At 68.3% G+C, this 2,917-nt stretch carries 3 protein-coding genes; all 3 read right to left on the minus strand.

From position 1 onward, the window contains the following. Nucleotides 1-123: 123 nt before the first annotated feature. Genes ACIQOV_RS35405 through ACIQOV_RS35415 form a run of 3 tightly spaced genes read right to left on the minus strand, consistent with a single transcriptional unit; the run spans nt 124 to nt 2,820 of the window. Nucleotides 124-927: an amino acid ABC transporter ATP-binding protein gene (locus ACIQOV_RS35405; RefSeq protein WP_401054938.1), complete on the minus strand. Its 804-nt coding sequence runs from the start codon at nt 925-927 to the stop codon at nt 124-126. Further along, a complete protein-coding gene (locus ACIQOV_RS35410) occupies nt 924-1,898 on the minus strand; it encodes an amino acid ABC transporter permease (protein ID WP_380550074.1) in 975 nt (324 codons plus the stop codon). Before ACIQOV_RS35410 ends, ACIQOV_RS35405 begins: the two co-directional genes overlap by 4 nt. A gap of 37 nt (nt 1,899-1,935) precedes the next feature. Next, nucleotides 1,936-2,820, minus strand: coding sequence for an ABC transporter substrate-binding protein (locus tag ACIQOV_RS35415; protein ID WP_401054939.1), 885 nt, complete (start codon nt 2,818-2,820; stop codon nt 1,936-1,938). Between the last annotated feature and the right edge of the window lie 97 nt (nt 2,821-2,917).

The following is a 2,917-nucleotide window of genomic DNA, read 5'->3' on the forward strand; positions in this document are numbered from 1 at the left end:
GGGCAGGTCGAGCGAGACGTTCTTGAGGTTGTGCTCGCGAGCACCGCGGACGATGAGGCGGTCGGCCACTGCTTCTGGCGCCTTTCTCCGGTGAGTGGCCTGCCGGGCGCCGACGGTACGGGCTCAGAGCACCTTGGACAGGAAGGCCCTGGTGCGCTCGTGCTGGGGATTGGTGAGCACCTCGCGGGGGTTGCCGGACTCGACCACCACACCGCCGTCCATGAACACCAGCGCGTCGCCGACCTCGCGGGCGAAACCCATCTCGTGGGTGACGACCACCATGGTCATGCCCTCCTCGGCGAGGCCGCGCATGACGTCCAGGACGTCGCCGACCAGCTCCGGGTCGAGCGCGGAGGTCGGCTCGTCGAAGAGCATCAGCTTGGGCTTCATGGCCAGCGCGCGGGCGATCGCCACGCGCTGCTGCTGGCCGCCGGAGAGCTGCGAGGGGTAGTTCTTCGCCTTGTCGGCGAGGCCGACCCGCTCCAGCAGGACCATGCCGCGCTCGCGGGCGTCGGCCCTGCTCTCGCCCTTGACCTGGACCGGCGCCTCCATGACGTTCTCGACGGCGGTCATGTGCGGGAACAGGTTGAAGCGCTGGAAGACCATGCCGATGTCGCGCCGCTTGAGGGCGACCTCGCGGTCCTTGAGCTCGTGCAGCCGGTCGCCCTTCTGCTGGTAGCCGACCAGCTCGCCGTCCACCCAGAGGCGGCCGCCGTTGATCTTCTCCAGGTGGTTGATGCACCGCAGGAAGGTCGACTTGCCGGAGCCGGAGGGGCCGATCAGGCAGAACACCTCGCCCTTCGCCACCTCCAGGTCGATGCCCTTGAGCACCTCGACCGGGCCGTAGGACTTGTGCACGCTCTCGGCGCGGACCATGGGCTCGGCCGGGGCCGCGGCGTCGGCGGGGGTCTTGGTCAGATCGGTCATACGTGACCACCTCCCTCGATCCCCGGGACGACGTCGGCGGTCGTCCTCGGGGCGGGCTTCCCGGCGAACAGGCCCCGCAGTCGCTGCAGCGGGGTGGGCGGGAGGGTGCGGTTGGAGCCTCGGGCGTAGTGGCGCTCGATGTAGTACTGGCCGATGGTCAGCACCGAGGTGAAGAACAGGTACCAGAGGCTGACCACGATCAGCAGCGGGATGTTCTGGTAGTTCCGGGAGTAGATGACCTGGCCGGCCCGGAAGATCTCCTCCAGGGAGATCACGGAGACCAGCGAGGTGGTCTTGAGCATCGAGATGGTCTCGTTGCCGGTCGGCGGGATGATCACCCGCATGGCCTGCGGCAGGACGATCCGGCGCATGGTCTGGAACCGGCTCATGCCGAGCGCGTGCGCGGCCTCGCTCTGGCCCTCGTCCACCGACTGGATGCCGCCGCGGACGATCTCCGCCATGTAGGCGGCCTCGTTGAGGCCGAGGCCCAGCAGTGCGGCGACGAAGGTCGGGATCAGCACGTTGGTCTGCTCGGACCAGAACTCGGGCCCCCACGGGACGCCGATCGACAGCTTGGCCCAGATCAGGCCGAGGAAGTTCCAGAACACCAGCTGCACCAGCACCGGGGTGCCGCGGAAGATCCAGATGTAGACCCACGCGACGCCGGCCAGCAGCGGGTTCGGGGACAGGCGCATCACCGCGAGGATGATGCCGCCGACCACACCCATGAGCATGGCGAGCACGGTCAGTTCCAGCGTCACCAGCAGGCCGTGCATGATGCTGTCGTGGAACAGGTACTGACCGACGATGTCCCACTTGAAAGCGGGGTTGGTGAGGAGGGCGCTCAGCAGCATCGCCGCGAGCAGGGCGATGACGACGGCGCCCGCCCAGCGTCCGGGGTGGCGGACGGGGACGGCCTTGATGATGTCAGGCCGCCCCTTCTCCGCCGTCCCCTTGTCCAAAGAGTTCACGGTGTGGCCTCGGGGGAGAAGATGGAGCGTACGAGGGTCAGCTGACGGCACCGTTGACGGCCGACGTGGAGATGGCGCCGGCCTCGACGCCCCACTTGGTGAGGATCTGCTTGTAGGTGCCGTCGTCGATCAGCGACTGGACGGCGCCCTGGACGGCCGGGGTCAGCTTGGAGCCCTTGGCCAGGGCGACACCGTAGGGGGCCGTGCCGTAGGTCTCGCCGACCTTCTCCAGCTGGCCGCCGGACTGCTTGATCGCGTAGTCGATCACCTGGGAGTCGGCCATCATCGCCTGGTCGCGCCCGGACACCACGGCGTTGGTGACGTCCGTCTGGAGGTCGAACTTGTCGCCCCCGTTCGGGATGCCCGGCTTGCCGGCCTTGGCGCAGTCCGGGTCGCGGGTGTCCTTGATCTCGTCGGCCTGGGTGGTGCCGGTCTGGACGGCGATCTTCTTGCCGCAGAGGTCCTTCGGGTCGACCTTCTCCGGGTTGCCCTTCTTCACCGCGACGGCGCTGCCGGAGTTGAAGTAGGTGACCATGTCGACGATCTGTTCGCGCTCCTTGTTGTCCGTGAAGGACGACATGCCGAGCTGGAACTTGTTCGACTGGATGCCGGGGATGATCGCGGTGAAGCCGGAGTCCTGGACCTCGGCCTTCAGTCCGAGCTTGGCGGCGATGGCGTTGGCCAGGTCGACGTCCATGCCGATGATCTTGCCGCTGTCGTCCTTGAACTCGTCCGGGGCGTACGAGGCGTCCGCGCCCACGACGATCTTGCCGGCGGACTTGACGTCCTCCGGGACGAGCGAGGCCAGCTTGGGGTCGGCCTTGACCTCGTTGACGGTGGCGGAGGCGTTGGGGGCGCCGCCGCCGTCGCTCTTGCTGCTGCTGCAACCGGTCAGCACGAGGGAGACCGACGCGGCGACCACACCGGCTGCGAGGAGCCGGCTGCGCTGGGTACGGGGAGCGGAGTGCGGCGTTCACCGCCGTCGCTCCGCTCCTCGTACCCACGTGCCCCGTCCCGTC

It is taken from the genome of Kitasatospora sp. NPDC091257 (assembly GCF_044757675.1).
Lineage (GTDB): Bacteria > Actinomycetota > Actinomycetes > Streptomycetales > Streptomycetaceae > Kitasatospora > Kitasatospora lactacystinica.